We start from the raw sequence: 26,111 nt of genomic DNA, 5'->3' as shown, positions 1-26,111 counted from the left end.
TCAGACCTCCCCTGCCCTGACGCGCCAGATGGCAAAGGGCAAATGAGTCGGATCGAGCCTGATCATCTGCCACTTCCCGGTACGGCTGAATCTTTGGCCACTGACGAGATCCTCGAAAGCGAGTGTGCCATCGTCTGCCAGGCCGAACCGCCAGAGCGGAAATTCGACATTGCTTTCCTCTATCGCGTGCGGATTGAGCGTCACGGCGACAAACAGAACGTTGTGGCGTCCGGCGCTTGCCTTCTCGAAAAACATGACGTTGGGGTTCGACGAGGGCAGAAAGGTCAGACCGCGATGCGAATGCAGCGCTGAATTATCCCTACGAATGCGGTTGAGCATCGAGATCTCCGCCTTGATGTTGCCCGGTCGGTCGTAATCCCAGGCGCGGATTTCGTATTTTTCACTATCGGCATATTCCTTGCGCTTGGCATCCGGACGTCCTTCGCAAAGCTCGAAACCGTTATAGACGCCCCAAAGCCCGGACAGTGTGGCGGCCAGCGCGGCCCGGATGAGATAGGCAGAGCGCGGCGCGTTCTGCAGGAAGTCCGGGTTGATATCATGCGTGTTGACGAAGAAATGCGGGCGAAAGAATTCCCTGACCTCACTTCGAGTAAGCTCGGTCAGATATTCCTCCAGCTCTGCCCTTGTGTTGCGCCAGGTGAAGTAGGTGTAGGACTGGGAGAAGCCGACCTTTGCCAGCCGGTACATCACCTTCGGTCTCGTGAAGGCTTCCGAAAGGAACACGACCTTCGGATGACGCGCGCGGATATCGCCGATCATCCACTCCCAGAAAGGAAAAGGCTTGGTATGGGGGTTATCGACGCGGAAGATTTCCACGCCTTCTTCGATCCACATTTCGACGATGTCGCGCAGTTCGGCCCAAAGTGCCGGCACCGCATCGGGTGCATAGAAATCGACATTGACGATGTCTTCGTATTTCTTCGGCGGATTTTCCGCATAGCGGATCGTGCCGTCGGGGCGCCAGTCGAACCAGCCCGGATGCTCTTTTAGCCACGGATGATCAGGGGAGGCTTGAATCGCTAAATCGAGCGCAATCTCCAATCCGAACCGCCTTGCTTCCGAGATCAGATGCTCGAAGTCATGGAATCCTCCAAGCAGGGGGTGGATTGCCTCATGCCCCCCGGCTTCCGAACCGATTGCGTAAGGACTGCCCGGGTCGGTCGGAGCGGCGATAAGAGAATTGTTGCGGCCCTTGCGGTTGGTATGGCCGATCGGGTGGATCGGCGGGAAGTAAAGCACATCGAAACCCATATCCCGGATGGCCGGCAAACGTGCGATGACGTCTTCGAAAGTGCCGTGGCGATTGGGATCCCCGCTCTGCGAGCGTGGAAATATCTGATACCAGCTTGCAAAGGCCGCCTCGCGGCGTTCGGCTTCGATACCATAGGTCCGCGAGTGCGAGGCAAAGGGACGGCGGTCGGCGAGCGACATGAGTTCGTTTGTTCGTGTGGCAAGCAGCAATTCAAGCTTGCCTGGCCCGTCACGCCTTTCGAGTTCGGCAAGCAGCGCCGCGAGTTCACCCCGGTCCTCGTCCCTCATCGATATGCCGTCATCGGCTGCAGCATCCCGGATCAACTCTTCGCCTTCGATCAGCTCCAGCCGCAGATCGAGCCGTGCTTCGCTCTTCTTGAAAAGCTCGTAGCGAAAGATAGCGAAGGGATTTTTCCAGGCTTCGACCATGAACTCGAAGCGTCCGGCGCGATCGAGAAGGAAGGAGCCCTGCCAACGATCGTTTTCGGAAAGGACCATTCTCGCTCGACGCCACTCAGGCTCATCGCGAGCGCGGTAAAGAAGGGCGGCCGACAGCAGATCATGGCCATCGGCAAAGATGTCCGCCTCGACGACCACGGTGTCGCCGACGATGCGCTTGACCGCAAAACGTCCGTCATCCACTTGCGGCGCAATATTTTCGATGGCGATGCGCGGAGAAGCTGTCGCTTCAGCGAGGGACAGCTCCCCTTCGTCAGCCGCGACGACCGAGCGAGCTTCGGTTGTGATGGCACATACGGCACCGGGAGTGATCCTGCGGCCGCCGGACTCCGCCCCGATAGGCAGGAAAGGTGAGGCCAAGCGATGCATAATGTCGTCAGGGAGTTCCGCGACACGACGCAGATCTCTGTTGACGGCGAGAAGCCGCGCATGCGCTGCCTCCCGCAATGTGGACCGATCGGCCTGCGCGACAACCGTGACTTGGCTCGTTGTTTCACATTGAAGGAGCATCCATCGAGTGGACGCACGTGGAACGGAATTCAGGTCGCGTATATCGGCCGAGATATCGTAGGCTCCCTCGGCTTTGAGGACACGCAAACCCTTTCCATGACCATATGTCGGATCGAGCGGCAAGGTGGCGCCGAATTCGAATCCCATCGGCACAAGCAATCCGTCGCCGAGTTCGGCTGCAAGATGGAGAGCGCGGCGTGATTTTCGCTCTCGGATTTCCCTGCTTTCGGTGCCATGCGCGATGCGCCTTCCAAACGGCGCTTCCGGAAAAGCGATCTGTGGCCCGAAAGGGAGTTGCAGGCGATACTCTTCAAGGAACCAGCCTTCGCGCAGATCCCACCAAGCAAGCGACGAAAAGGCTCCATCGAACCCGCAGTCTTGCAATTCTGAACGAAAAGCGAAGTCAGTCCCCGGGGTATAGGCAAAGAATCTCGTTTCCGGATCGGCGATCTTTGCGCTGGCGATCAATCGTCGCCAACCCTCAGCACGCAGGCTGTCAAGGCCAATGACCCGATACCCCATGATCCCGCAGGATGCGAAGTCTGCGAGGCGGGTTTCCCATTCGCCGGTCACCTCGCTCGAATATGGCGGGCGGGGCTGAGATGGAGAGCTCGGCGACCGCCGTGGGTCGAGAGGGGTCGAGACGCCTGTTCTTGCGTTGCACGGCATTATCGCGAGATCGAGCATAAATGCCACCCCTCGCTCGCGCGCATCTTTTGCCAGGGCGAAAAGACCCTCCTTCACTTCATCTTCATGTTTGGCCTCTGCATCCGATTGCTTATAATTCTCTATGGAACAAAGACCGGCCCTTCTCGTCTCGAGGAAAGGCGAAGCAGAAAGCACGATATCGAAACCGAGAGCGCTTGCATGATCAAAAGCTTCGCTCCATTGGTCTCGCCCAGTTAAGAGCATCGGATTTACATAATAGATCCGCGGATGGCTAAACGCCCCGGCCGACTCGGCTGCAAACGTCATCAGTCTGTTCTCCACGCATCAGGCGGAAATAAATTGTCCCTCCCGGCGATACCAAGACCAACCATCGAACGACTTGCTTGTTCCCTCCAATCGAGCAACTTTCATTTGAACAACCCAGGCATAAAGAAGCACCGCTCCTCGCTCAGACGAAGGTACTTTCCACCTCAGTTCGCAATAGATTGGCTAAAGCGCTCGCGCGTTTCCTCTTCGGGCAGGCCGTCGCCACACATTGCCCGCTGTAGTCTACTTTCGACCCCATAGCGTCCCGCCAGCACTATACGATCCGGGCCATCGAGAGACAGCAGTGTTTGCACCAACAGCGCTGTCATTTGGTTCCAAGCCCCCCGCCCGCCGTACAACTCCGCCATTCTAAGCGAGGAGCGTCTCCAAATGTTCGGCATCGCGCCGACAAGGCGCCATTACCAACACCCAGTCGAGATGGTTGTCATGCGCAGCCACGAGCGATTGGGCCTCCGGAATGGGGTCACATGAGATCACCGTGACGCCGGAGCTTTGGATGAACAGTTCCCCTACGTCGAGATCGTGCGGACCGTGCCGTTTCTTCACGACAGTAACGCTGCGCCGCAGCCTATCCTCTTGCTCGGCAATTCGCAGCAGCAAGCACCGTGTCACCCAGAAAACTTACATCGACATGAATACCGACCGCTTGTCCGAGCAGACCGTGCTGCGCGACGATAAGGATGGTAAGCACACCCACCCGCGCGAGAAATTTCAGGAGTGATTGGATGTCGCGGATCGCCTTCTCACGATGCGACAATGAAGTAGATATCCGGTGAAGAACGACGCCTTCACATGGCCGATCGACCTTCATGTTGATCGACGAGAGAATGTCACGACCCGCCGCCAGTTATCGCGAAGGAACCACTGCGGTCAGGTGTTCAAACCGCCATCGACGTTGAGGATCACGCCGGTTAGCTGTCTTGCCGCAGGACTTGCGAGGAACGCAACCGTTGCTGCGATGTCCGAAGGTGCACCATATCGGCCCAACGGGATGAGGTTGCGCTGGAATTCAGAATATTCTCCATTCGCCGGGTTCATCTCGGTATCCGTCGAGCCTGGTTGGATCAGATTGGCGGTGATATCGCGCAGTCCCAGTTCCTGCGCCAGGCCGCGTGTGAAGGACTGCAGTGCCGATTTCGTCATGAAGTAGACCGTGCCCGTCGCGCCGACGATCCGATCCGCACCGGCTGAGCCGATCGTGATCACGCGCCCCCCGGCGCCGAGATGCGGAAGGGCGGCCTGCGTCGAAAGGATCGTGCCGCGGACATTTACCGCAAGGAGCGCATCGATGTCCTCGACCTTGATGTCGGCGATTGATCCGTAGAGTGCGATCGCGGCGTTGTTCACCAGAATGTCGAGGCCGCCAAGCTCCTTTGCAGCTTCATCGACTGCCCGCCGGATCGCGGCTGGATCCGCGCTATCGGCCTGGATCGCTATGCCGCGCCGGCCGTGAGCCTCAATTGAGGCGACGACCGCCTTTGCGCGCTCAGCCGAACTCTGAAACGTCAGCGCGACGTCGGCGCCATGTTCGGCAAGCGTCAGGGCGATGGCCGCCCCTATCCCGCGAGAGCCGCCGGTCACAAGCGCTCTCTTTCCCTTCAGATCAATCATCTCAACTCCATTTGTGTAGCGATCGATGCAGAATTCATATGGACGTTGAAAATGGAAGTCAATGAGTTTATGTAGCGATCGATGCAAAAAGATCGAAACAGCACATCATTGAAAGCCCCGACAACAGGGTCCGGACGTGGCCGGCCCCGTGCGTTCGACCGTGACGCAGCGCTGAGCTGCGCCATGCGGATGTTTTGGATCAGAGGTTACGAAGCGACGTCGATCTCGGATCTGACGGAAGCCATGGGCATCGCCACGACAAGTCTCTACGCGGCATTCGGCTCGAAGGACGAACTCTATGCCGAAGCGCTGCGGCACTACGCTTCTTACTACGAACATCTGGTTTGGCGGCGTTTCCATGAGGCAATCACCGTGCGTGAAGCGGTGGAAGCTTATCTCTACGACTCGGCCGCCGCCATGACCGGTTCGGACTGCGACTTGCCGCGCGGCTGCCTGGCGACGCTTGGTACGGTGGGCAGCGATGGCCATGCCGAGCTTGCCGAGTTGATGCGATCAACACGAGCGCTAGCTTTCGATGTGCTCGCGTCGCGTCTGGAAAAGGCGGTCGACGAAGGAGAACTTCCACCGGCGCTTGATATCGCCATGGTCTGCAGGTTTCTCCAGACTGTTCAGAGCGGGATGGCAATCCGCGCCCGCGACGGAGCGGAAAGAGCCGAGCTCCAAAGCGTCGCCGAGATCGCCATGGCTGGCTGGGACGGTTTTGTCTCAAAAGCCGCGGATTGACCCGTTTTTGAAATGACCCCCTGGAACTGGCCACAGGCGCAGAAATACCGACAAGCGCTGTGGACCTCGTTTGCAGAGGGCTCATGAAGCCCGAAGGGCGCTATCGACGGTATTCAACACCTTTGGAATTGCATATGCGCTAGAAACTCGGAGAAGCATCGTGATGCCTTCATAGCAGCTGCGATGGCAGCCGGTGTTCCATGTCTTCAAAGTTCCGGACATTGCGCGTAACAACGATCAGATCGTGGCGGAAGAGCTAGGAAGGCTTCGGGAGCTTTTGATCCCTGCAGGAGGCGGGAGCGCCATCCGATGCCGGCGCTCCTGGTGCTCAGCTATTCTTGCACTCGCTCCATCCGGCCGACCAAAAAGATGTAGCAGCATGCGGCAACGACGGCCAAACCGGCGCACAGCGCCAAAGCCGGAGCAAAGCTTCCACCGTTGACGAGGTAACCGATTGCGATCGGGATGACGATGCTGGAGAGCCCCCCGAAGAGGTTGAATACGCCCCCGGTCAGTCCAATCAACCTTTCTGGTGCTATTGCCGAAACGAAAGACCATGTGATCGATGCCATACCAGTGCCGAAAAACGCAATCGCCAGGAACATGATAATCAGCACGGGGCTTTCAACGAATTGCGCTCCAATGATCAGAACAGAAAGGGCAATTCCAGTCAGGACAGGGATCTTTCTGGAGGCGCTGAGGCTGAGGCCCGACCGCAAGAGGGCATCCGAAACGAAACCCGAAACAAGCACGCCAGCGAAACCTGCCAGGAACGGCACTGAGGCGTAGAAGCCTGCCTTGATGAAGTCCAGATGCCTGTACTGAACAAGGTAGGTCGGAAACCAGGTGAGAAAGAAGTTTGCGGATGCCAGATAACTGAACTGACCGATGTAAAGGCCCCAAAGCTTTTTCTTGCTGAGGACCACGCCTAGATCGGACCAGGAAAACGACTTTCGACCCGCCTGCTCCTGCACCAGCCTAGAACTCAGCTCCGGGACGCCGCCACCCTCTTTGATCAACCGCAGCTCTGCTTCGTTTGTGCCCCTAAACTTCATCGGGTCGCGGTAGATGGTTGCCCAAAGGATTGCGGCGATGATGCCGAGGATGCCTGTCAGAATGAAGACGGAGCGCCAGCCGTAGAGAGCCTCGACCCAAACAAGAACAGGAGTTAGGAAGCCGAGGCCGACATACTGCGCGGAGATATAGATCCCGATCGTCGTTGCCCGTTCTCTCTCCGGAAACCAGGTCGTGACGATCCGGTTGTTGACGATATAGCTGGGAGCCTCGAATACGCCGACGGCGAGCCTGAGAATAAACAAGCTGATGATCCCAGCCACGAAGCCGAGGCTCAGGGTCGCAAGTGACCAGACCAAAATCGTCAAGGGATAGACAAGTCGTGGATGGACCCTGTCCGCCAGCCATCCACCGGGTATCTGCATGGCCGTGTAGGTCCATCCGAATGCGGAAAACAGCCATCCCATTGTCACAGGGTCGATCTGAAGCTCTCCCGTAAGGGACGGGGCGGTAATCGATAGGTTTGTACGGTCGAGATAGTTGATCACTCCCGTGATGAACAGGAGAGCTGTAACCACGTAGCGTGTGCGGCTCGGCGCGGCAAAAGTCGCGGTTATTGCCATAAATTTCCTCCTCCAAAAGAAAGGGCATCACCAATTGGTGAAACTGCCATCGCGGCGACGCAGATGCGGTGGCTCGAAATACTGAAAATCCAGCTTGGTCAGGGCGTCCTCATTCACCTCCAGACCAAGACCAGGCCGATCCGGAACCTCATAGGCGCTGCCAATGAGTGATGCCTGTTCCGGGAAAAGCTCCCTTGAATCGAAGCCAAGCTGCTCCACTGGTGATGCGCGGCATTCGAGCCAGGAAAAGTTCGCAACAGCGGCCGCAAGGTGGACAGTGGCCGTCGTACAGATCGGACCCAATGGGTTGTGCGGCATCAAGTCGACGTAATGAGCTTCGCTCCAGCCGGCAACTTTCATCGCCTCCGTGAAGCCGCCGACATTGCAGATGTCCAGCCGATTGAACTGATGGATGTCGCGTTCAATGTAAGGCAGAAACTGCCATTTGGATGAAAATTCCTCCCCGATAGCGAAGGGCACATCTGTCATACGCCGCAGGGCTTCATAGGCCTCCGGGGTTTCATCCCGTATAGGCTCTTCAAGGAAGTCCAGTGTTCCCGAGGGCATCTTCTGACAGAAGGACGCCGCCTCCGCCACACTCAGTCTGTGGTGGTAGTCGATCCCGAGAACCGCTTCGGGGCCTAGCTCTTCTCGCGCCTTGATCATCCAAGGCGCGGTATGGGCGATTGACTGCCGGGGCTCGAAAATATCGGTCGAGTGCTGACCCCAGGGCACAAAACGGATGCAGGTCCAGCCAGCCTCGATTAGCACCTTCGCTTGTTCGATCATTTCCGGGCCTGGATCGGCGGGCGCTGTCGCGAAAGCCGGCACTCGATCCCGGTGCTTGCCACCAAGCAGCTCATAAACGGGCACTCCTAAGGCTTTGGCCCGGATGTCATGGAAGGCTATGTCCAGCGCGCCGATCGCGGCTGTCAGGACACGGCCGCCCTCAAAATACTGGCTGCGATACATTTCCTGCCAGAGGGCGCCGGCCTGGCGCACGTCTCTTCCGATCAAGAACTGCTCATAGTGCCGGATGGCCCCAATGACAGCATGTTCCCGGCCCGTGAGCCCAGACTCACCCCAGCCATAGATCCCATCTAGCGTTGTCACCTTTACTAGAAGCTGGTTCCTATGCCCCACACGAGGTGTGAAGCACTCGATCCTCTCAATTTTCATGGCTGCCTCTCGTTAGATTTTCGTGGAGCGTTCCAGCAGATCGGCGCCTTCGGCGCCACGAATGACAATGGCCGTAGCGATATGTCGTGCCTCTTCGGCTCGACCGCCTGCAATGGCGTTCGCAAGAGCCAGGTGGATGATCGGGTTCGGGTCGTATGACAGCCCGGCTTCGTGCAGCTGAAGATCCGCCTGGAACAACGTGCGCAACATGACCTCCAACGGCTGGCGCAAGGCCTGGATAAGGCTGTTGTGTGTCGCATCGAGAATGAGAAGGTGGAAGGCGATATCCCGCTCAATGGCCTCTGAGGATGGCATTTCCTGCATAGCGCGGGCAGCCTCCAAGATGCGCTCCTTTTCTTCTGCAGAAGCCGAAGTCGCCGCCATTGCCGCTGCGCCCGGCTCTACCAGTTCACGAAGCTGAGCGACTTCACGACGGAATTGGGCATGTGAGGATCGGTCATGCAGCCGCCAGCGTATGACGTCCGTGTCGAGGTTGTTCCAGCTCGATTTCTCCGCGACCCTCGAGCCATAACGGCGCGCGGTGCGCACCAAGCCCTTGCCAGCCAAAACCTTGACGGCCTCGCGCAGTGCATTTCTGCCGATGCCATATTTTTGGGCAAGCACATCTTCTGTTGGAAGAATCGCGCCCGGCTCCCATTCGCCGCTCACGATCGAGCTGCCCATCACTTGAACAGTTGTCGCAATCAGCCCCTTTGCCAGCATAGCATGATCCTCCTCATCCGGCGCCTTCTTTAGATCCCATCTATAGCCATGTCAACGCCTACCACCACCCTGATCACCTCAAGTATCTTGTGATATGGATCGGATGCCGTCCCCCTTTTTTCGTCTCGGCAGGCGTCGGCTGAAATGCCGGGGCCAGCCGGATAAGTGAGAATATATCGCGATGCCTGTGAAGCAGGAGCAGCTGATTACTCGTGCGAATGGTATCGCCGGGACGAGTCTGAAAGCTTATCGCAAGATTATAATTCCACCAGGAATCCGGGCCATTCCAACGCCAACGGCGTCCGCCAGTGATCGAATAGCGCCTTCAATGCTGTCGAGACGATAATTGCCGGTGACGATCAGCCGGCCGATGCGGCTGTTGGCAACAATGATGGTGCCGACGTAATAGCGGCGCAACTCGTTGAGCACGGTTCCAAGTGGCTGATTCTCGAAAAATAAGGCTGCCATCGCGCCAGGCGAGCGGCATCGACAAAAAACCTTGCAACCGCAATGATTTAGAATGAGTGCAAACTTCTGCGCAGAAGAGAGAAAACTTGGAGCCTAATAAATATGTTTCTCTTTGATTTTATTGCGGCTCTTTGGCTGGGTTGCATCGAAGGCTGCCGGTCGGTGATTTTTTGCGTTCTGTGAATTGCTGCTTCAACGCTACCTGTTAGCAACAGTTTTGAGCGCGGCGCTAACGGGGAGGAAGACCATTTCCTCCTACCGATCGCATACTGAGGGACCGTGCGCCGGTCTCGAACGGAGGCAAGGGGTGGGGTGGCGCAGCCGAGCAGCAACGCGAACATATAGACGTGCCAGAGCTGCGCAGCCCAGTCACGGTCAATATGGCGAGCGCCCCGCGACCCGAAACATCCGGGCAGACGCTGCCGGCCGTGTTTCAATGCAATAAGCAGGTCAACAGGAAACCTCCCCCTCCACCTCGCATCGGCCGTAGAGCGACCTCAGCTTAGCTCGCTGAGTGTTCGACATGGTCTGGGAAAAATCGCTCAATGCCCAGAACAATGCGATCTTTTCCAGCTGGGTCGGATTGACCATTCCGCATCGAAACAAATCGATCAGCGCGACGGCAAAGCCCTCACGGCTGTATTGAGCGTCATCGAACCAGCTCTGCGTCGTAGCCAAGTCGAATACCCGTTTTACGACTTCGAGCTCGCTTTGCGACAAAGCGCCTTTTGCGAGGCGTTTCAACCTTTCCATCATCGTCTCCACCGCGAGACTGCCGGCAACCCCACGTATGCCGGCTGAGTTCTCCTTAGGTTCTTTCCGCCGTTGACCGCCCATAGAGTTTGGGGGTGGACCAGTACACTTGGCGGTATCAAGCAGCATAGGGTTGCGACAGCGATAGGCACCATAAACGATTGTCTTACCGGCGTGATCCGGGTCTCCTCACGATCCCTATTCTCAGCCTTGGATCAGAGCCAGTTCAGCGAACGGCAGATATTGTAGGCAATCGCAAGCCATGCAGCGATGATTGCTCCAAATATTATAAGAGCAATCCTCATATTCCCTTCTTTGAAATCCGCGACGATGGCTGCCGTATCGGTGGAGCTCACTTTTCCCACGGACCATCCCACCCTGGTTAGCATTCTTCTCAGCAAGCTGGATCTCTCGAAGTTTCCGTGTGCCAGCGCGACAGCGATCGTTGATAAGAAAAGGACCAGAGCTTGCTAGCAGTGACCATATGCGTCGCCGACAAGCCCGTTCAGATCCTCGCCAGACAGCATCGGGAACTCGGTTTCCAAAAGCGAAAGAAGAGCAGCTTGTGCCGCCTTTATAAGGAATACGGCCTGCGATGCGTTGAGCTCACTTGCGACCCCTCCGGCATACTGCATCATTTTTGCAAGCGCCAAAATCTCTCCCTGGCGTTCCTGTCCCTCAATATCAGTCACTTTAAAAGCCCCAACAAATGATATCGTTAGGGTAGATTGGCATATTTCGATCGACGTGGTGCGTTGCAAAAGCGTTGCACACGCAGGGCCTGCATTTTTAATCAATTACCTACGCTAAAATTGTGGAAACAGTTTGCGCCACAGCGGAGTTGCATTGAAAGACCAGTCCGTCATAGGTGCCAGCAACGGTGCCTCGGCAATAGCGCATATAAGCTCTATGGCATCGTTGCGCTTTTGATCGGTCCATGCTTTTGCGACGAGAGCCCGCACCTGCCCTATGTCCATATCGGCGGCTTCGGCAAGACGTCTCCAGGTCCGATCCTTGAAGAATAGACGCCGTGCCGCCCGGGAGAGCTGCAGAGCCTCTTCCTTGCCGATGATGGCCTGGTCGATCGCAGTCTCTATTGTCGCATCGACATTGACCAATGGCACCGACAAAGGGGGGTAGCCCAATTCCGCTGGGCCATGAAGGAGAGCGACATCCGCATCCTCCTCCCGGAGCCCGGAGGCATAGTCACCGAATATCCTCCCGATGCCGACCATGCCGTAGGCCTGGCACTCCATCGCGCGGAGCGCTCCCATGCTGGCTGCTCCAAATATGGGAACGCCCCGGGATAGGGCAAAGAGCAACTCTTTGTGCCAGACCGGTGCGACGAACTCGAACTGGCCGTCGATAAGACCGATGGCAACCGCGCCATCGTCAAGAGCTCTGACGACGTCGCCTTGGCACGCCGGCGGTCGTATGACCATCGTATTGTCGATATACGCTTTAGCATCGGGCAGGCTCGGCCCCACGAAAATCACTTTCACAGGAAACCCTTTGACAATGCGCGGCTGCCGAGACGAATGCGGCGATCCCCGTCCGGATGTTCGAGTTGCGGCGCGAAAACCTTTGCGACCGATGCCGGCAGCCATTCGGGTGCCAGCTCGACGGCGTAAAGCTGGTCAATGCCGCCTCCCAGCAAAATCTCGACAAGCTGGTCGAGCGCATCTTGCGCAGACCCGGCCGACATCGTCGGCAATTCGTTCAGGTTCGTCGTGCATCGCGCCTGAAACGACTGCAGATGGGCGGGATCGGCGCGGCGTGAGAACAGCTCCGGGATAAGATCGTCTCTGGCACCGGCAATGAAGGTCATCCGCGATTGTACGGCCTCGGAAATGGCGCGAGCTGCTGCCACATCGGGGGACAAGGATGCCCCTGCCCCCATGGTCAAGTCGACATATCTGAGCGAGCCGTCATCGCCTTTCGGCCGCAGCAAGGCGACGATGGAGGCAACGGCCAGATCGCTCGTCACATCGAAAAGGGCGAGATCGAAGTCTGCCGAGAAAATCTTCTCCAGCATCTCGCAAATACCCTCATCTTCGATGCTATGCGGATCGATCCGGCGCGCATGCCGGCACGCCGGATCGCCAATATTCCAGAGGACACAAGCATCCCGCTCTACCCGCTCCAGCAACCCGTGCAGGACTGCCTCGTGCCAAGTATTCCCCGACGCCAATCCATCCGATGATACCCAAAATCGCGGGCTGATATGCGTCCGGTCAAGATGAATGGCGTCGAAAGGTACGAATATCGAGGCGTTCTTTGCCAGATCGTGGGCTTGAGACCATCTGATCTGTTCCGTGGTCTCTATCGGTTGCGCGCCGATCGCCAGCAGATCTTCCAGGCAATCCGTGGCATGACCGCTTGCGGCAAGATCATCCAGACTTGCCGTGAGCGCTGAACAATAGGGTTGGGTCGCGACCGATCGCTCGATCGCTTCCATCACCGCGGATGTCTTCGCGGAGACGTCGTCCAGACCTTTTCCCTGAGCGATGACGATTGCCCTGGAATTCGGGGCGTAGGCGCACCAAACGGGAATACCTATGCGATCGAGCTCGGTTTGGCGGCCAACACGGGTTATGCCAAGTCGTCCCAGATAGGGCCAAACCCTCGACAAGGTTTCGCCAGGAGGGAATGCTCTAAAGTTGTTTGACACCGATCGACGAGTGCCTAGCCTTCAAGGAGGCCCGACGCCACGACGTTTGCCGACGTCAGCGCCACAGCGAAATCGACGTCTTTCTCAACTCTGACCCCTTTGGCCCGCCAAGCTTCAGCCTTCGCCAGATCGCCCGACAACCGCCGCGTATATCGAACGACAGTCCCCTTTTCGAGGTCAGCCAGCCAAAGTCCCTTTTCACCCTTGATTCCAATCAGAACTGCGCCTGCCATAATCTCTTCCCCTCAAAAACCGGCCTTCTGCAGGCCTTCCCTGTAACGATCTGTCTGCCACTTTTCCTTGAGTGGAACCATGGCAAGCCATGCCTCAAGATCGAAATTCGGATTGTCGCGCAAGGCGCGCAGTCGATGGGTCTTCGCCTTGGCAGGATCGCCAAGCATTGCCCAGCTTGCCGCAGCAAGCCTGCTTGCCGGTACCGGATCTCTCATGCTGTCCAGATAGGTTAATGCTTCTGTATATTCCCCAAGGAGATAACTCGCTCCTGCTGCGGTCCAGTAATAGTAGTCCGGAGCAAGCGGATTAAGATCGAGAGCAGTCACAACCTTCTCCAATGCCGCTTTCGGATTGGCGCCATGGGTGAGACTGTCGGCGTGGCTGCAAATGACATCGGCATAGTGCGGGCTCAGGCCCTCGGCATTCGACAAGGCCTCGAGGCTGCCGTCGATATTGCCGCGGTAGAGCCGGGCAACGCCGATTTCCTTGAAGCCTCCGGCAAACTGGTTGTCATCCCGGATTGCATCGGCCGCCATTTTTTCCGCTTGATGCAACAGATCGCCATCGCCGCGCGCCGTCAGAACCCATTCCATCGTCAAGGTTCTGGCAATGCCCGCAAGTGCCGCTGCAAAACCTCGCTCGTGCTCGAGCGCCTCCTTAAAATGCTTGCGCGCGCGGCGGACATTCTGAAGGCTCAGGCGGGACAGGCATTGTACGCCCTCGAGATAGGCAAAATAGGCTTCTGGCTTGCAGCTAAAGTCAGAAACTATATGGTGGAAGGCTCCCACACGCTCGATGATGGAGTGCTGGATCGCAGTGGCGATCGCGTTGCGCTGTTTCGTTATGGCCGCATTGTCCAGCTGGACGCGCGTCGCCCAGACAATTTCGTCGCGCGGCATGAAAATCAGCTGCGCGAAAAGACTGTCGCCCGTCCTCTTCGTATCGAGCGCGTAGACGACATTATGTTGTTTGAGAAGTCCCGCCTTGTCGTTTGAGGAGCGAATCTGTTCAGCGGTGTAGGGCGCGACGACGGATACGCTTCGATCGACACAAAGACTAATCGTCAGATCTTCGATGACTGCATTGGCGACCGATCCGGCACGCTCTGAATCCTCCAGGGTCTCGGGAGGAAGCAGAGCGATGCGCGGCACTCCGTTGTCGGCGATCGCAATCATATCCTGAGCCGACCGGCCTGAATTCGGATCTCTCGTTACGCTAATCAACTGACTGTAAGAGGTGATTTTTTCACCGAGCGCGACCCTGACTTCATCATCGGTCTGGTCCCAGTCCAGCAGAAGCATGGCCGCACGCTTCAATTCACCGCGATTTTGAAACGAGGACGGTTGGCTCATCGCCTTGAAGAATTCTGCTCGTAGCTCCTTTGCAAACCGTGCCCGAACATCGCGCACCCAGACAGCCACAGCTCCGGAGCCATTGCCATAAGCCGGTAGAAACGTCTTGGCGACGGCATCGGCGAGGACGCTGAGCCTGGCAACGCCAGGCGCATTTTCGATGCTATCCAGATCGCACCGCAACGCGTTGAAGTTCAAGGTGATGTCCGTCGTGACACCGCCGATCAGCGGCTGGGGGGATTTGGACGTCGCAGTCGCCAAACGCAGCAGGGTCGACCTTAAATTGGCGCCGGCGGCCTGAAGATTGCTGGACCAAAGAAAAGCCGCCAGATCTTTCCGTGGCATGGGTTGCCGGCAGTCGTAAAGATAGGCCAGCATGACCAGAGCCTGCCTCGGCACGTTCACGCGATCGCCCATCTCATCATAAAGGGCGCAGCTGCCGAGTGTGGTTAAATGAAATGTCATCTTGCCAAGTCAGCGCTCGTTGTCGGGTTCGGATGATTGCACGAAAGCGAGGATCTTCGCCCGCAAACGCTTGTCCTCGATCCCGGACAAGGCCGTGCGCAGAACGGCCTTATGATGCTTCGCAAGTCGAAAATCGGCCAGCGCCTCCTTGGAGGGAAAAGCGTCGTCCGATGCACTTTCGAAGAAAAATATGACCGGTACAGCGAGGAGTTCTGAAATGCGCAGAAGGCGGCCAGCGCTGATTTTTTCGATGCCGCGTTCGCATCTGTCGAGCTGCAGAGGGCTTATGCGAAGCTTCTCGGCCAGTACATCCTGCGCAATTGACAATTCCTCCCGACGCAATCGGATGCGTAATCCAACCTCGACATCGATTGCATCGGTTTTTTTGTCCATGAGGGAACCGCCAGAAGAGAAACTGCTTTCATGTTCGCAGGTTTCCCTTGAATTCACAATCTTCCAGCAAGGTACTCAAAGTCAATTTTACACAGTGGCGGGACGTTTCCGATCATCGTATCAAGACCGTAGAGAATACGTTCTTAGCGGCTGCAGCCGCGTCGGCGATACATTATCGCAGCGGTTCCCGGTTGCCGTACGATGTCAGGCGTTGGCGAAAACATCGGTGCCGAGAATTCTCTTCAGCGATCCGATGGCCGAGGCCGGGGTATAGGAGCCGGTCACACCGCCGAGCGACTGCGAACTCACCGAAATATCCCATTCGAGATCCCTGCCGGAGACCGCTATATGGTGCCGCATCGTTTTCGTATCGGGATCGGCGACAACGATGCTGCGGGTATGGTCGAAACCGATGCCCGCAAAGGCAACGGCGGCATGGACATTAACGTTGCGCGGAAACCGCATGCAGGCCTCGCGGGCCGAGCCATCGAAGAGCGTTCCCTTGGCGTCGTCCGGCTGGCCGAGACTTGCGCCGCTTTTCGTCGTGGTTATCACCACTTTTTCGATTTGCTCACGGCCATCGCGCAGACCATCGAGACCGAGAACGGCGCCGTGCGGAACGAAGAGGCGTCGACCGCTCTTGCTCGCAGCTGCATGCATCGCCGCCTCCACAGTGCGATCCGCCAACGCGGAGCAACTGAATCCGCAGAGGTCCGAATGGGCAAGGATATCCGGCCCAAGCGTACCCAGAAGAGCCGGCATCGCGCATTCGAGCACAAGGTCCGCCTTCCGGTCGAGCGCATGCTCGGGCGTCATCCGTGACGAGCGCAGCCATGGCGGCATTCTGCGCATATTTGTTCTTGTCGGATACGAGAATATAAGCGACCTCGACCCCATCGAGGCTGCCGACATAGTCGAACAGGCTTCTGCCAATCATGCCTGCGCCGATAATTCCTATGGTTCTGTATTTCATCATTCCCCCCACATGGATTTCTGAGCTAGCGGTCTCGACGTTCGTCGCAACGCTTCGGCGATTTCGGTTCAACGTCTCGATATCTTCTGGATCTCGGGCACCGAGCGAAGCCTCGACCCAACTCTTATCAAGTTTTCGCCTTATCAAGTTTTGGAGATCCCTTCACAGGCCTCGACAAATGCGCGAATGGCTGCAATCCGTGGGCCGGAATTCGCCCACAGCACTCCCATATTGCGAAGCTCGCCATCTTCCATGCGATGTTTTTGCAGCCGCAGTCCCTCCGGCCACGGCGGAGCCCAGTCGGGAACAAGCGCGACGCCCAGTCCGCGGTCGACCAATGCCGCAATGGCATCCAGCGCGTCCAGTTCCGCCCATTCGCGCACGCTGATGGCATGACGGCGGAGATAACGGTCGACGATCTGGCCTCCCCACTGATTGCGGTCATAACGAATGAAGGGCTGCTGCGTAAGCGCCAGATGAAAATCGTGAATTTCCAGCTCCGCGGGCGCCAGCAAGACCAGGGGCTCGCGCCGGATGGTCGACCAGCCGAATGCTTTCGGAATCGGAAATTGTGGCTCGATGATGAGAGCGGCGTCCAGCTCACCTGACAAAACCGCATGGTAGAGGTTCACAGAAGAACCCGGCTGCAGGAAATAGTCGATCTGCCGAAATCGCTCGCTGAGGGCCGCGGTAATCTGAGGGATGAGGCCCGTCATGGCCGTCGCCGTCGCACCGAGGCGAAGCTGCCCGCTCGGGAGATCGCCCGCAGCTATTGCTCGCAGGTCCCTTGCCATGCGCACAAGTGCCGGTCCGTGGCGCTGCACGGCAAGTCCCGCTGCAGTGGGTCGGACCGTGCGCCCCACGCGAGAAACCAATACCTGCCCGAGCTCCGTCTCCAGCGCCCTCATACGCTGAGCGACCGCCGCCGGCGTCATATTCAAGCGCCGCGCGGCTTCGGCGACCGATCCGCATTCGGCGACGATGAGGAAGCTTTCGAGGAATTTCGTGTCCATAAGATATATTTTCTATCTTCTGAAGAAACTGGCAAGCATATTTTATTGCTTTAGATCCAAGCTATCCTAGCTTTCTAGTCTTACGCCCTTGCCGATCACCCTCGCCGAAAAAAGGAGTTTCAATGACCATTCAAGCCAAATTCGAGCGCATGGGCACCGACGCCGCGCCAGGCCAGGAAGTGCGGCAGCAGGTCGAAGGTATCGAAGCGCTGCTGCGCGGCGAACGGATTGCGGGACGTCAGGTCGATTTTTCCCATGGTGACGTTGATGCGTTTACGCCGACACCAGGCTCTTTCGAAGTCTTCACCGCTGGGGTGGAGGCCGGCGGCAAGCAGGCCTATACCGAATACCGCGGTGATCTCTCGATCCGCGAGCAGCTTGCGTCTAGTCTTGCGAGCTTCACGGGCGCCCCGGTCGACGCCGCCGATGGCATGATTCTGACGCCCGGTACGCAGGGCGCACTGTTCCTCGCCGTCGCCTCCACCGTCGCCCATGGCGACAAGGTTGCGGTGGTTCAGCCGGATTATTTTGCCAACCGCAAGCTGGTGGAATTCTGCGAGGGCCATATGATGCCCATTCAGATGGACTACCTGAATGTCGAAGGGCGCGCGGGTCTCGACCTCGGTCAGCTGGAAGATGCCTTCGCTGATGGGGCGAAAGTTTTCCTGTTTTCCAATCCGAACAACCCCGCTGGCGTCGTTTATTCGCGTGAGGAGATCAAGACGATCGCATCGCTGGCCAGCCGTTATGGCGCAACGGTTATCGTCGACCAGCTTTATTCGCGGCTGCTCTATTCCGGCATCGATTATGCGCATCTGCGCGCGGAAGCCATCGACGCGGAAAACGTCATCACCATCATGGGGCCGTCGAAGACAGAGTCGCTGAGCGGCTACCGTTTGGGCGTCGCCTTCGGCTCGAAGGAGATCATCAACCGGATGGAAAAGCTACAGGCGATCGTATCTTTGCGCGCCGGGGGCTATAGTCAGGCGGTTTTCCGCACTTGGTTCAACGAACCGCAAGGCTGGATGGATCAGCGCGTGCGCGAACATGAGGCCATTCGGGACGATCTCCTCAGGCTATTTCGCGCGGGCAAGGATATCAAGGTTCGCACCACCGAGGCAGGAAGCTATATCTTCCCGCAATTGCCTCCCCTTGCCGTCGGCGGCAAGGATTTCGTGCGGATCCTCCGGTTGCAGGCAAGCGTCATCGTAACGCCCGGCACCGAGTTCAGCCCCTTCTGCGACAGCAGTGTGCGTCTGAACTTCTCGCAGGACCATGCTTCCGCGGTAGCTGCCGTAGAGCGGCTCGTTTCGCTTGTCGATCGATATCGCGCATGAAACCGGGCTCCGCAATACAGCAAGAAGGCTCCTTGCTTGTGGATATTGAGTCGACAACACGCATCATGAGTTCCGTGCGGAGATCAAAATCCGACCACGCAGTTTTTAAATCGATTTTAAAAAAAGCGAGATGAAAAGCTAATCGATTTTAATTTGCATATTAAAAAATTCTTGTTGCGACGCGAAGAAAATCACCCCTAATTGCCTCAGGCTGTTCTGTCCGTTCTCAGGAAACGCGCAATGACGATTTCATTTCCGCTTACAGACAAACGTACTGTCGATGAGCTGCTGAAGCACCTGAACGCGCATAAGCTGTTCTGTCCAGGAAACTGCGCCATCACTGTCAAACCCCTCGCCGCGCACGTTTCGTCGTGCCTTTCATATGCGCTCAGCACCGCCCGGACCGCGTGGTAGACCTGATCGTTCCTCCGTTGAGCTTGTTTCGAGTGTGGGTGTCCGAAACCTGACCTCGGCGCAGGCCGCGTTGTGCGCCCACCAGCCTCGGCATCCGCCAGGCATTGTTTGATTCCGTAACGATACACCTCCCGCAGGAGAAAGACATTGATGACGACATTCGAAGCCTATCTCGATGCCCATAAGGGAACATTGTTGAATGAGGACATGGTCGCCATCCTCCGCAATATTGCCGAGGCTACCCGGCAGATTTCGGATAAGCTCAGGAGCTCGTCATTGTCAGGCCTGACGGGCGCAACCGACGCTATCAACGTCCAGGGCGAGACGCAGAAGCCGCTCGATATACTTTCCAACGAGATCATGCTCGAGGCATGCCGTAAATCGCCGGCGATTGCTTTCGCGGTATCGGAAGAACTCGATGCCGAAGTGCTCATTCATCCCGCTGGCCGATATGCGATGATCTTCGATCCGCTCGATGGATCCTCCAATCTCGATGTCAACGTAACGGTCGGAACGATCTTTTCCATCGTCGAGGCTAGCTCCGCGGCTGAGATCCTGAAAAGCGGCCGCAGTCAGCTGGTTGCGGGATACGCAGCTTACGGACCGCAAACCAATCTGGTGCTTGCGATCGGAGATGGCGTACAGATTTTCACGCTCGACCAACACGGCGTCTACGCAATGACGACTGCGGATGCCAAGATCGCTCCGGAAACCAAGGAGTTTGCGATCAACGCGGCACGTCGCCCGTCTTGGGACGACATCATTACCGAATATGTCGACAGGTCCATCAGAACTCCTGGGTACAATATGCGCTGGGTCGGTTCGATGGTTGCCGACACACATCGCATCTTCAACCGCGGCGGAATCTTCCTCTATCCCGCCGATCGAAGCAAGCCCGCTTCCGGCGGCCGCCTGCGTCTACTTTACGAGGCAAATCCGATCGGCTTTCTCGTCGAAGCGGCAGGTGGTTCCGCCATTGCCGGGAAGACCGCGATCCTCGACATCGAACCAACCTCATTGCATCAGCGGGTTCCGGTAATTTTTGGTTCTCGCAAGGAGGTCGAAAAGATCAGTCGGGCGTATTGTGTTGAACGGACCATCGAGACGGTGTAGCAACCGAACGGAATTCCGTTTAAATGGGCGAGAACCCGCTTCCGCCTCCAAACTGCGGCGGAAATTATTGCGCCCTATTCGCTCTCAAGAAACGAGGCGGAACTCAAGGCCGTCAGCAAATCCATGTCGATCTATCATTTAGCCAGGATGGCATGCTAGCCTGCACCCCGACGCCGACCGAACGGGCGGTGAGTTCTCCTGTCGGGAAGCAATTTTGGTCGCTGCAAGCTGCCTGACGAGAAACATCAGCCAGCTAAATTCGATATCTCGACCTCACATCGGCTTCTTCGAAGCTAGTATTTCCTGCTCGATGACGGCCTCGGCGGCATTCCATGCCTTTGTCGCGATGGTCGGATCGTGAAATGCGCGCGCATCGATCGTCGCGCCGTCGAGAAGTATCATCAGGATTGAAGCGATGCGCGCGGCGGCAGGTTCCGGCACAAGCGCCTTCAGCATGTCGGCCATCCATGCCGTCATGGTCTTTTTGTATCGAATCGCGACGGCAGAGATGTTCGCATAATCGGTACCGAATTCGGCAAGTGCACGCTCGAAAAGGCAGCCGGAAAATTGCGGAGTGCCGAACCATGTCTCATGCCAGGCAAAAATAGCCCTCAATTGTTCCTTCGCCGACGCCATGGGCTCAACACATGCCCGAAGACCGGCCATGATGTCGTGATAGCGACGATCCAGCACGGCGGCAATCAGGTCATCCTTGCCGGGGAAATGATTATAGAGCGTCATGCGGGCGACGCCGGCTTCGGTCAGAATGCGGTCTATGCCGACAGGATGAAAGCCGTGCCTTGAAAACAGGTCGGTCGCAACGAGGATAAGTTGCTCTTTTTTCGGGCTCATCGATGCCTCAAGCGAAGTTCACCCTGCAATGGACAGATTATGCCTCGTTGTCCAGCAATTCCCGTATGGACTTTCTATACTGACCGTTCTATCTAAATAGTCAATCGGCGCTGGCGGCGCCTCCTAAGTTCGCGGTATTCCATGAATGTAATGAGGAGCCATCTCGTCGCATTTCCCTGCCGCAAGGCTGCCGGACGAGATTCTGCGCGAGCACGCATAACGTTTGATTGGGCACCTATTGTCACATTCTCCGGTTGCTCTACCTATCGCTCAAAGGCCGCAGGCCTGGAAGTAGACAGTTCTTGTGGCCCAGATGCATTCGACCTTCATGTTCAATTTCTCAACGCTCGACTTTCCCGAAAAAGATCGGTTTCATGCTTGGGTCAGCGACAACCACTGCGATTGCACATTGCGTGACGATGCTCCCATCGCGTTCGACGCTGAAGCAAGCGGCGCGGCGCTCGGCCCTCTTATCCTATCCACGAGGCGGTGGCTCAATCAGGTCCGCCCTTCTTCCTATGAGATCAATCGAACAGAACGACATATACGGAGCGACGGTCAGGATTTCTTTCGTTTCACCTTGATGGTGAGCGGCCAATTCCTGTGCCGATGGACCACGGATCAACCCGTAAAATCAGCTGGTGATCTTTTCGTTCTTGATGCTGCTCAAGTGAACCAAGGCATGGTTGCAGCCGGTGAAGTGATCTCTTTGGTGGTGCCGAGAGATCTCCTGCCGAGCCGCACCCAGCTTTTGCACGGGATGACTCTCGCGGGTGGCGTCGGCCGTCTCCTTGGAGACCATCTCCTTTCATTGTCGCGGAACCTCGAAAGCCTGGGCGAGCACGAAGTCCCCTATGTCGTTCAATCGACCTTGCAGCTTCTGACTGCCGCGGTTTCGCTGACGCCGGATGCGATCGTTGAAGCGGCCAGTCCGATAAGAGACGCGCTCTTCAATCGGATCCTGCGCTACGTTGATGCACATTTGCTGGATGCCCATCTTACGCCCGATCGCATTTGCCGGGACGTCGGCCTGTCGCGCGCAAAACTCTATCAGCTGTTTGAAGGCAGCGGCGGCGTCATGCGGCAAATACAGCGCAGGAGATTGCACCGCGCCTACCAAATGCTGGCAGATCCCAGTCGGCCGCAGCCCCATATCGCCGAGATCGCCTGGCGGCATGGTTTCTCCAACGAGAAATATTTCTACCGCCTCTTCAAAGCCGAATTCGGCCATACTCCCGGCGACACCTTGGAAAATATACGCGCCGGTTCCTCGCTGAAACACGCCGCTTCTCATCGCCGTCGAGAGCACGATACTCGGCCTTCCGGTTGGACCTTGCCTTTCGGCGTACCCGGCAACTGAAAATATCTGCCAGGCGACAGCCGACACCACCTGTCATTTCTTCGCGTGCGGTGGCGTCGACGTCACCAATGCTTATTTGCCGAACGGATTGGCCTTTCCATCCCATTCGAGCGGATTGCCGCCTGTCGGCTGTTGCGAGGCAGCCGCGTTCTGCTGGCTGCCACTGCTGTCATCGGACTTTGGTTGGAATCTCGGTGAGAAATGCGGGAGCATCAACCGTGCCCAGGATCGATTGATCTTGGAAGCTTCGTCGGGGCAGCGGGCAGCCCGTTCTTTCGGCAGCATGCCATTGTCGACGATGGGGCTGTTGTTTGCCGGGTCAAGGCCATAGACCATGCAAAGCAGATTGAAGTAGCGCTGTGCGTCGAGCGAATGCTCGTCTGCAAATGAGGCTGTATCCGGCGTGCCCGACGACTGGCTGTTGACCTTGAACCAGACGGATGCGAGCTGGAGAACGCGCGCAATATCGTTCTTGGTTTCGTTGTCGTCGACATGCGAAAGTAACAGGACCGCCGCGAGCTGATCGACGGAATCCTCTTCGCGGCCGACTGCAGGAATATCCAGCAGGTCAATCAACGCGTGGCCGGATTCGTGCAGCAGGATAAAGCGGAGATTGTCCTTGACGAACTCGATCGTCAACGCCTCCGGATCCGATGCGCCTTTCGAGAGCGCCTTGCCCATCTGCAGGAGACTGTCGATCATCTCATAGCAGAGAAAAACCGCGCCGTTCTTCTTGTTGTAGAACGCATTGATCGTATCGCATTGCCGCGTGACGTAGTGTAACGGCCGCGGCGTCACGAAAAGCCCGTCGAGACCGTCGATTTCGGGAATATTCAAAAAGAGACGGGTATCGACGGCCCATTTGTAAGCGTAATTCAGCTTTGGATCTTCCGGCGGAAAATAGTGATAGACGAAGCGCAATCCCTTGCCGTCCGATGTCACCAACGAGCCGTCTGAAGGTGGTGGCAGTGCGCCCTCCTTCTGTTCCGTAAGCCCGTCATCGCCGCCAGCCTGCGCTGTCTGGCTGTCTGCGGAACCATTGCTCTGCTCCGATTGCGTCTGACCGCCGGTCGAACTGTCCTGCGAGCCATTGCCATTTGTCGCAGATCCACGGCTGCTGGCGCTTGCGAGGTCCGCAAGTTTCGCCATTGTCGGGTAGCTCGGATCGCCATCAGCCGGATTTTCTCCGAACGGATAAAAGCCGTTCGAGATCAACACGGAGATGTTTTCGACGATCTTGCTGTTCTTGTCGGCGTTCCAGCTGAGATCATAGCCGCGGATCTCATTGCCTCTTTGTTCGAAGCGCGAATAGAATTTTCGATCGCCGGTCGTGCCCGAGATGATGAACCAGTTTCGGCGCTTGAGCTGGTAGGTGATCGTACTGCCCTGCTCGCTGGCAAGGTTTTGATAGACTGCATCGATATCGCCCGGGCCACTATTGGCAAAACGCGCCGTCTTCAGCGCGACGGCGCCATCCTCCGTCTGCAGGGTCTCACCACCAATCTTGTTGCCCTGCCTTTGGGTCAACAGGCCCGCAGGATAGGAGATCGTCATGCCCGTCAGGGAATTGTCCAGTGCGCGCCATTGCAATTGCTTGCGCAGATCGAGGGCCGTTCTGCCCAGTTCAAGCGCGTCCGGGGCGGAAAGCTTGCCCGTGGCTGGACGGTTATGATCACGTTGATAGCTTGCAATCGCGTTGCGGCCACTCGGTCCGAAGGAGCCGTCGGCAAAGCCGTTATAGTAGCCGAGCAGAATGAGCCCTTCCTGCGTGAGCCGCCTCTCCCAAATGTTCAAAGCATCTTCGATCGAATCGGTGCTTTCGAGATCCGGCCGGGAGGCATCCTGGTTTGAAGATTGCGCCAAGGCAGGCTGGATCGATGCGGAGAACGGAAAGGTCAGGAGAAGAGCCAGGACGAAGAAGATTTTCCTGGAGCAGCAAAATCTCAGGGCGAAATTCATCATGGGCGAGCTCCGGCTCTCTGGATGGGATGTCGTAAAATGGAGTGTTTTTGACATGAGAAGGCGCTTGTACATGCCGGAAAATCATTGTCCGGAGACGGTTCGCAGCAGCAACACGTCGATGTCGCGTTCCGGCGCATAATTCTTGATATCCATCTCGAATTGCGTCGGAGAGATCTTCTTCACGCCGTTGCCGCAAAAGGAGACCAGCGTTTTGGGATCGCCCTTGTCGACGATCAGCTTGAACTCTCCGATCGGCCCGGCCCAATTGCCCCCCGAAGTGATGACATAGGAAAGATATTGCTCGAAAGCCTGAACGCCTTTGGCACTATCATCAGATATCCGCTTGTAGAGAGAGCGGGCCGACTTCAAGAAGGTTTCGTCGGTGCAGAACTTCTCGCGATAGGATTTGAGCTGATCTGCGTCCATGTCCGGTGCGCCAAGCGATAGCGTCGACTGACTGCCGACGACGGGCACATAGGTCTGCTGTACGACAATCTCACTCCCTTTCGGAAAGGTCTGATTCCGCCAATATTTGGATCGCAGTGTCCATAGCGGATAGAGAGTGGCTGGCTGTCCGTTATAATCGCCCTCGCCGGTATCGAAGATACCGGCATCCACCAACTCCTTGCGCTGCGCGTTCGTCAGGCGGCCGATTGCCGCCTCGGTGGCTTCTGCTGTCGGCACCAGGGATATGTGCAGCGCCTTGAGTTTATCCGTAATCTCCTCGTCTGGCTGACCGTCCACGACGAGGAAAGCTCGCTGTTCAAGCTGCGAGGCAACAGGCTGCCCATCGACCGCGGTTTGAAATTTCATGAAATTGTCGCGCACCGGATCGGGAACGACGGTCGTGGAGTTGGATCCGCCGCCCGGAAACGCGGGCATCGGAAAGGCGATGGTGGTCGTATAGTCCGCGTTCGTCAGATTGCGGAAGCGGTAGGAAATGCGAATGCCGGCGGCAGAAAGGTAGAGATCCTCGGAGAGGAGCGCGATCTTGTCGGTTTTCTGAAGGATCAAGCCACCGGTCCCCAGCGTGGCCGAACTGTCGTCTGCGAGGGCATGGGTGGAAAAGAGTATCAAGGCGCCAAGGGCAAGGGGAATAAAACGCATTGCTAGATCTTTCAGAAGAAGGTTCCGCTAAGCCGGTTCTTTGGGGTTGGCCGGAGTGTCAGGATTATTCTTGCGATCGGCGGCGCCAGGCAGATACTGATGACGGATATCGCAGCTGTGAGCCGCGGTTGCCGGAGGTGCGCATTCCTCATCGGCTCGAGCATGCGAATCCAACGTCCAATAATGGTTTCAATCATCACACGCCGGATATCTCCAGGCCCATTCTCAAGGGCCGTTGCCTGCCGGATCACCTCGGTTCGGTCGGCAATTATCAGAACGCCTGCGTTGCACCGATATCCCTGCGTCCGTTATAAGTGTACATCCGTCTATATTTTCAAATCCCTATCCACGCGGCTGGCCGGCAACTCCTGCGTGTCGTAAGGGTGCCGAAGCGAATTGCTGAGCGGGATTTTATATCCAGCTCTTTCGATCCGCTTATGCAGACGATCCGCTGATAAAAATTCTGGCAGATTGAAAGCGCCATGAAACGCGTCGAGGCCCGAAGATCGTATT

At 57.1% G+C, this 26,111-nt stretch carries 22 protein-coding genes and 2 pseudogenes; 4 read left to right on the top strand and 20 right to left on the bottom strand.

Translation table 11 applies throughout. The features are described from left to right. The 3 genes and pseudogenes from PH558_RS24315 to PH558_RS24305 all read right to left on the bottom strand — a co-directional run bounded on the left by PH558_RS24315 (window position 1) and on the right by PH558_RS24305 (window position 4,848). Entirely contained in the window at window positions 1-3,216 is a 3,216-nt protein-coding gene (locus tag PH558_RS24315; RefSeq protein ID WP_285207050.1) for an alpha-1,4-glucan--maltose-1-phosphate maltosyltransferase, read from the bottom strand. A 471-nt stretch (window positions 3,217-3,687) separates the two neighbouring features. Beyond that, window positions 3,688-4,014, bottom strand: a pseudogene (locus PH558_RS24310) (ATPase domain-containing protein); the annotation flags it as partial. Between the two features lie 93 nt (window positions 4,015-4,107). Continuing rightward, window positions 4,108-4,848: an SDR family NAD(P)-dependent oxidoreductase gene (locus PH558_RS24305; RefSeq protein WP_113408708.1), complete on the bottom strand. Its 741-nt coding sequence runs from the start codon at window positions 4,846-4,848 to the stop codon at window positions 4,108-4,110. 81 nt (window positions 4,849-4,929) lie between these two features. Here PH558_RS24305 and PH558_RS24300 point away from each other — a divergent pair, with 81 nt between their 5' ends. After that, window positions 4,930-5,592, top strand: coding sequence for a TetR/AcrR family transcriptional regulator (locus PH558_RS24300; RefSeq protein WP_483314182.1), 663 nt, complete (start codon window positions 4,930-4,932; stop codon window positions 5,590-5,592). A 332-nt stretch (window positions 5,593-5,924) separates the two neighbouring features. Here the strand turns inward: PH558_RS24300 and PH558_RS24295 are convergent, their stop codons facing one another. From PH558_RS24295 to PH558_RS24235, 14 genes and pseudogenes are all read right to left on the bottom strand, one after another. Continuing rightward, the gene (locus tag PH558_RS24295) at window positions 5,925-7,229 is read right to left on the bottom strand and encodes an MFS transporter (RefSeq protein ID WP_285207049.1); all 1,305 of its coding nucleotides are present in this window, start codon (window positions 7,227-7,229) and stop codon (window positions 5,925-5,927) included. 27 nt (window positions 7,230-7,256) lie between these two features. Next, window positions 7,257-8,408 carry a mandelate racemase/muconate lactonizing enzyme family protein gene (locus PH558_RS24290; RefSeq protein WP_095438089.1) on the bottom strand — a complete coding sequence of 384 codons (1,152 nt, stop codon included), beginning with the start codon at window positions 8,406-8,408 and terminating at the stop codon, window positions 7,257-7,259. Between the two features lie 12 nt (window positions 8,409-8,420). Further along, on the bottom strand, window positions 8,421-9,131 hold the full coding sequence (locus tag PH558_RS24285; protein ID WP_285207048.1) for a FadR/GntR family transcriptional regulator: 711 nt from the start codon (window positions 9,129-9,131) through the stop codon (window positions 8,421-8,423). A gap of 246 nt (window positions 9,132-9,377) precedes the next feature. Continuing rightward, window positions 9,378-9,599 carry a FecR domain-containing protein gene (locus tag PH558_RS24280; RefSeq protein WP_244575497.1) on the bottom strand — a complete coding sequence of 74 codons (222 nt, stop codon included), beginning with the start codon at window positions 9,597-9,599 and terminating at the stop codon, window positions 9,378-9,380. A gap of 450 nt (window positions 9,600-10,049) precedes the next feature. Continuing rightward, window positions 10,050-10,352 carry a hypothetical protein gene (locus PH558_RS24275; protein WP_285207047.1) on the bottom strand — a complete coding sequence of 101 codons (303 nt, stop codon included), beginning with the start codon at window positions 10,350-10,352 and terminating at the stop codon, window positions 10,050-10,052. A 470-nt stretch (window positions 10,353-10,822) separates the two neighbouring features. Beyond that, entirely contained in the window at window positions 10,823-11,044 is a 222-nt protein-coding gene (locus tag PH558_RS24270; protein WP_095438927.1) for a hypothetical protein, read from the bottom strand. A gap of 114 nt (window positions 11,045-11,158) precedes the next feature. Beyond that, the gene (locus PH558_RS24265) at window positions 11,159-11,854 is read right to left on the bottom strand and encodes a TfuA-like protein (protein ID WP_285207046.1); all 696 of its coding nucleotides are present in this window, start codon (window positions 11,852-11,854) and stop codon (window positions 11,159-11,161) included. Beyond that, the gene (locus tag PH558_RS24260) at window positions 11,851-12,984 is read right to left on the bottom strand and encodes a YcaO-like family protein (RefSeq protein ID WP_244575498.1); all 1,134 of its coding nucleotides are present in this window, start codon (window positions 12,982-12,984) and stop codon (window positions 11,851-11,853) included. The genes PH558_RS24265 and PH558_RS24260 overlap by 4 nt, the downstream gene beginning before the upstream one ends. A 53-nt stretch (window positions 12,985-13,037) precedes the next feature. After that, the gene (locus PH558_RS24255; RefSeq protein ID WP_285207045.1) at window positions 13,038-13,256 is read right to left on the bottom strand and encodes a hypothetical protein; all 219 of its coding nucleotides are present in this window, start codon (window positions 13,254-13,256) and stop codon (window positions 13,038-13,040) included. Between the two features lie 12 nt (window positions 13,257-13,268). Next, complete coding sequence (locus PH558_RS24250) at window positions 13,269-15,074, bottom strand: hypothetical protein (RefSeq protein ID WP_285207044.1); 1,806 nt, start codon at window positions 15,072-15,074, stop codon at window positions 13,269-13,271. A 9-nt stretch (window positions 15,075-15,083) separates the two neighbouring features. Continuing rightward, window positions 15,084-15,467, bottom strand: coding sequence for a helix-turn-helix domain-containing protein (locus PH558_RS24245; protein WP_095438096.1), 384 nt, complete (start codon window positions 15,465-15,467; stop codon window positions 15,084-15,086). A gap of 204 nt (window positions 15,468-15,671) precedes the next feature. After that, window positions 15,672-16,127, bottom strand: a complete 456-nt coding sequence (locus PH558_RS24240) for an aspartate dehydrogenase domain-containing protein (RefSeq protein WP_285207043.1) — start codon at window positions 16,125-16,127, stop codon at window positions 15,672-15,674. Window positions 16,128-16,142: 15 nt separating this feature from the next. After that, window positions 16,143-16,217 (bottom strand): annotated as a pseudogene (locus tag PH558_RS34270) (hypothetical protein); the annotation flags it as partial. Window positions 16,218-16,583: 366 nt separating this feature from the next. After that, complete coding sequence (locus PH558_RS24235) at window positions 16,584-17,453, bottom strand: LysR family transcriptional regulator (protein ID WP_285207042.1); 870 nt, start codon at window positions 17,451-17,453, stop codon at window positions 16,584-16,586. A gap of 122 nt (window positions 17,454-17,575) precedes the next feature. Here PH558_RS24235 and PH558_RS24230 point away from each other — a divergent pair, with 122 nt between their 5' ends. Further along, window positions 17,576-18,790, top strand: coding sequence for a pyridoxal phosphate-dependent aminotransferase (locus tag PH558_RS24230; protein WP_285207041.1), 1,215 nt, complete (start codon window positions 17,576-17,578; stop codon window positions 18,788-18,790). Window positions 18,791-19,354: 564 nt separating this feature from the next. After that, window positions 19,355-20,317, top strand: coding sequence for a class 1 fructose-bisphosphatase (locus PH558_RS24225; protein WP_285207040.1), 963 nt, complete (start codon window positions 19,355-19,357; stop codon window positions 20,315-20,317). Between the two features lie 273 nt (window positions 20,318-20,590). On the opposite strand, the gene PH558_RS24220 is transcribed toward PH558_RS24225, so the two are convergent. Continuing rightward, on the bottom strand, window positions 20,591-21,169 hold the full coding sequence (locus tag PH558_RS24220) for a TetR/AcrR family transcriptional regulator (protein WP_285207039.1): 579 nt from the start codon (window positions 21,167-21,169) through the stop codon (window positions 20,591-20,593). 313 nt (window positions 21,170-21,482) lie between these two features. Here PH558_RS24220 and PH558_RS24215 point away from each other — a divergent pair, with 313 nt between their 5' ends. Continuing rightward, window positions 21,483-22,529 (top strand): helix-turn-helix domain-containing protein, encoded by a 1,047-nt coding sequence (locus tag PH558_RS24215; protein ID WP_285207038.1) that lies wholly within the window; start codon window positions 21,483-21,485, stop codon window positions 22,527-22,529. A 72-nt stretch (window positions 22,530-22,601) separates the two neighbouring features. Here PH558_RS24215 and PH558_RS24210 read toward each other — a convergent pair whose 3' ends face one another. Next, complete coding sequence (locus PH558_RS24210) at window positions 22,602-24,491, bottom strand: DUF4344 domain-containing metallopeptidase (RefSeq protein ID WP_285207037.1); 1,890 nt, start codon at window positions 24,489-24,491, stop codon at window positions 22,602-22,604. A gap of 81 nt (window positions 24,492-24,572) precedes the next feature. Then, complete coding sequence (locus tag PH558_RS24205; RefSeq protein ID WP_285207036.1) at window positions 24,573-25,598, bottom strand: DUF4424 domain-containing protein; 1,026 nt, start codon at window positions 25,596-25,598, stop codon at window positions 24,573-24,575. Window positions 25,599-26,111: the final 513 nt, after the last annotated feature.

Origin of the sequence: Rhizobium pantanalense, assembly GCF_030182525.1 — a bacterium.
Taxonomy (GTDB): Bacteria; Pseudomonadota; Alphaproteobacteria; order Rhizobiales; family Rhizobiaceae; genus Rhizobium.
The sequence above is the reverse complement of the archived record's forward strand: the minus strand, read 5'-3'. Positions and strand labels throughout refer to the sequence as shown.

Coding starts and splice junctions, on each gene's coding strand:
- PH558_RS24205 (WP_285207036.1), bottom strand. CDS start 25,598: ATGCGTTTTATTCCCCTTGCCCTTGGCGCCTTGATACTCTTTTCCACC.
- PH558_RS24240 (WP_285207043.1), bottom strand. CDS start 16,127: ATGCATGCAGCTGCGAGCAAGAGCGGTCGACGCCTCTTCGTTCCGCAC.
- PH558_RS24315 (WP_285207050.1), bottom strand. CDS start 3,216: ATGACGTTTGCAGCCGAGTCGGCCGGGGCGTTTAGCCATCCGCGGATC.
- PH558_RS24275 (WP_285207047.1), bottom strand. CDS start 10,352: ATGGAAAGGTTGAAACGCCTCGCAAAAGGCGCTTTGTCGCAAAGCGAG.
- PH558_RS24250 (WP_285207044.1), bottom strand. CDS start 15,074: ATGACATTTCATTTAACCACACTCGGCAGCTGCGCCCTTTATGATGAG.
- PH558_RS24305 (WP_113408708.1), bottom strand. CDS start 4,848: ATGATTGATCTGAAGGGAAAGAGAGCGCTTGTGACCGGCGGCTCTCGC.
- PH558_RS24230 (WP_285207041.1), top strand. CDS start 17,576: ATGACCATTCAAGCCAAATTCGAGCGCATGGGCACCGACGCCGCGCCA.
- PH558_RS24255 (WP_285207045.1), bottom strand. CDS start 13,256: ATGGCAGGCGCAGTTCTGATTGGAATCAAGGGTGAAAAGGGACTTTGG.
- PH558_RS24295 (WP_285207049.1), bottom strand. CDS start 7,229: ATGGCAATAACCGCGACTTTTGCCGCGCCGAGCCGCACACGCTACGTG.
- PH558_RS24280 (WP_244575497.1), bottom strand. CDS start 9,599: ATGGCAGCCTTATTTTTCGAGAATCAGCCACTTGGAACCGTGCTCAAC.
- PH558_RS24290 (WP_095438089.1), bottom strand. CDS start 8,408: ATGAAAATTGAGAGGATCGAGTGCTTCACACCTCGTGTGGGGCATAGG.
- PH558_RS24300 (WP_483314182.1), top strand. CDS start 4,930: ATGCAAAAAGATCGAAACAGCACATCATTGAAAGCCCCGACAACAGGG.
- PH558_RS24285 (WP_285207048.1), bottom strand. CDS start 9,131: ATGCTGGCAAAGGGGCTGATTGCGACAACTGTTCAAGTGATGGGCAGC.
- PH558_RS24220 (WP_285207039.1), bottom strand. CDS start 21,169: ATGAGCCCGAAAAAAGAGCAACTTATCCTCGTTGCGACCGACCTGTTT.
- PH558_RS24235 (WP_285207042.1), bottom strand. CDS start 17,453: ATGGACACGAAATTCCTCGAAAGCTTCCTCATCGTCGCCGAATGCGGA.
- PH558_RS24215 (WP_285207038.1), top strand. CDS start 21,483: ATGCATTCGACCTTCATGTTCAATTTCTCAACGCTCGACTTTCCCGAA.
- PH558_RS24210 (WP_285207037.1), bottom strand. CDS start 24,491: ATGATGAATTTCGCCCTGAGATTTTGCTGCTCCAGGAAAATCTTCTTC.
- PH558_RS24245 (WP_095438096.1), bottom strand. CDS start 15,467: ATGGACAAAAAAACCGATGCAATCGATGTCGAGGTTGGATTACGCATC.
- PH558_RS24225 (WP_285207040.1), top strand. CDS start 19,355: ATGACGACATTCGAAGCCTATCTCGATGCCCATAAGGGAACATTGTTG.